This window comes from Riemerella columbipharyngis, assembly GCF_900101995.1.
GTDB lineage: Bacteria > Bacteroidota > Bacteroidia > Flavobacteriales > Weeksellaceae > Riemerella > Riemerella columbipharyngis.
Genome location: NZ_FNAS01000037.1, coordinates 1 through 2474, shown reverse-complemented (window position 1 = coordinate 2474; position 2474 = coordinate 1). Strand labels below are relative to the sequence as shown.

Genomic DNA, 2474 nt, shown 5'->3' with positions numbered 1-2474 from the left:
ATCAAGTATTCCGCCGTAGTGGAAAGCGAGAGCGAAAGCCGTCTCATAATCAAAATCGCAACAGAACAAGGCGGAGAATTGCAGCCGATAACAGATGCGCAAAAAGAAAGTTTCGGGGCATACTTAGCGGAAATAAAAGATGCAGGGGTACGCGTTTCGGTGATTAACTACTTACCCGATATTCTGCGCTTGCAATTAAGAATTTACCGCGACCCTTTGGTCATTGATACCAACGGACAAAGCATTTTAACTGGCAAAAATCCGGTGGAGGATGCCCTCAAAAACTACCTCAAAAAACTGCCTTTCAACGGGGAGCTTGTTCTGGCTCACTTGGTGGATGAACTGCAACAGGTGGAGGGCGTGAAGATACCGCACCTATTATTAGCGGAGAGCAAGTGGATAGATGCAAGCGTAGGCGGTTACGGAGATTTTCAACCTATTGAGGTGAAAACCATACCGATAAGCGGATATTTTAAAATTGAAAATTTTAGCGGTATTCAATATGTGGTATAATATTAACATAAATAAGCTGACAGCACTCTTAACGCCGACATTCTTACGCAAAGAAAGGCATTTGGCGTGGCTTAGGGCATTGCATTATCCGTTAAACGGCTTGGCTGATAGGTTTAATTTCAACCGAAACGAAAACCTTTACAACCTCGCTCACAACGGACAGGTGTGCTATCTAAGAAAGGCATTAAACGACCGCTTTGATGTATCTCAAAGGCGTATAGAGATAGCAGACGGCAACCGGTACAAACGCCCCTATATCTACACAGACGGGGAACGAAAGCCTAAGTTTCTCGGTACGATGTACCTCCGTGATGATGCCGACTATGGCGATACCGGTTTGGATTTTTTGGTACTGGTGCCAAGTGATTTAAAATACAACAGCTATGAGATGAGAGCTTTGGTAGATTTCTACAAGCTGGCAAGTAAGAGATACAAAATACAAATAAAATAGTAATGAATAAATTAAATTTTAACCAAACAGGGGGCTTTCCATTAAGCACCAATATACTGGATGCGATGCAGGCGAGCTATATGCTATTTCACCAGCTGGGCCATTTGGCGGGCAACTTTGCCATTATTACCGGTTGCGAAACCACAGGGTTACACGTAAGTGATGGTGTGGTGTATATCAATGGAGAAGTTTTGGAGTTCAAAGGTGGGGGTATTTCTGTGGATGTTTTCATCAAAGAAAGCAAAGAGAAAAGAACCTTTGAGGACGGCAGTGTAAGAGATGTAATTACAAGGCGTTACGCCACCTTTGGCAGAACCACGCCCGACAAAACTTACAAATGGGCGAACTTTAAGCGGATATTTCCGACGACAGAATTAAAGGCAAAGCACGAGGCAATAGAGCAAAAACAAACGGATTTAGAAGCGAGGCTTAGAGCTTTGGAAACCAAGAAAAGCCCTATACCTGTCGGATTAGTGGCAATATGGGGCAAACCAGCAAGCGAACCTATACCGGAAGGCTGGCAGGAATGCACAGATTTGAGGGGGAAATTCCCAATAGGCTGCGACCCTGACTATTTCTATGATGATGAAAATTTTTCCGGTGATTATGACCCAGAAGATTACGAGTTGAATAGAATAGGTGCCACCGGCGGCGAAAGAGCACATACTTTAAGCATTCCAGAAATGCCCAGTCACAATCACGCGAAATACCCGTATAATAAATTTGGTTCAAGAGCTTTGGATACGGGTAAATGGACAGTGAACAAGGTAGATATGGGTAATGCCGATGCTGAATATGGTATTGGTGCGATGGGAAAAAGTGATTGGAATAATGCAGAAGCTAAAACCGTCGGAGAAAATACCCCCCACAACAATATGCCGCCGTACCGTGTCATCAGATTTATTGAATTTGTAGGCTTGAGTGCGTAACCGCACGGGTAATTATAAAAAAACAAGAATATGGCAACAGACAGAAACACTATAAAACAATGGTTTAAGAATGGACTAAAACCTACCCAAGAGCAGTTTTGGGCGTGGATAGATAGCTTTTGGCACAAGGATGAAAAAATCCCAGCTAACCAAGTGGATGGATTATCCGAAATATTAGGAGACAAGGCGGATGCCTCAATGTTAGAAATGAAAGCCAACAAAGATGCCACAGGACTAAGCGAGGACAATATTATCGCTTGGAAACAAGCCCTGAATGTGGGCGAACTACCCTCTAATATTGCAACGGTGGATGAAGGCGAGAAAACAGGGAATGTTTATGGAAAAACGGAGAATGATGCGCTTTTAGCCCATAAACTCGACAAACCCATTGAAACTTCCGATACCACCGCTCACCCCTTTGTTGTAGGTGTGAATGAAGATGGCGAAAGTGCCAAGCTGCCAGCAGGGGACTTGGGCAAAAACATCAGTAACACGGATATGAGAATACCCGAAGGGGTAGTTCGAGTATTGGACGCTACGGGTGCAAAGTTGCAGCTAAGGGGACTTGAAGACAAGAGTAA

The 2474-nt window shown here is 43.9% G+C and carries 2 protein-coding genes and 2 pseudogenes; all 4 read left to right on the top strand.

The genetic code is table 11. From position 1 onward, the window contains the following. Window positions 1-513, top strand: a pseudogene (locus BLS89_RS10790) (nucleotidyltransferase); the annotation flags it as partial. Further along, window positions 503-964 carry a hypothetical protein gene (locus BLS89_RS10315; protein ID WP_092738139.1) on the top strand — a complete coding sequence of 154 codons (462 nt, stop codon included), beginning with the start codon at window positions 503-505 and terminating at the stop codon, window positions 962-964. The pseudogene BLS89_RS10790 and the gene BLS89_RS10315, both read left to right, overlap by 11 nt. A gap of 2 nt (window positions 965-966) precedes the next feature. Further along, the gene (locus BLS89_RS10310; RefSeq protein ID WP_092738137.1) at window positions 967-1893 is read left to right on the top strand and encodes a hypothetical protein; all 927 of its coding nucleotides are present in this window, start codon (window positions 967-969) and stop codon (window positions 1891-1893) included. Between the two features lie 30 nt (window positions 1894-1923). After that, window positions 1924-2474, top strand: a pseudogene (locus tag BLS89_RS10305) (hypothetical protein); the annotation flags it as partial.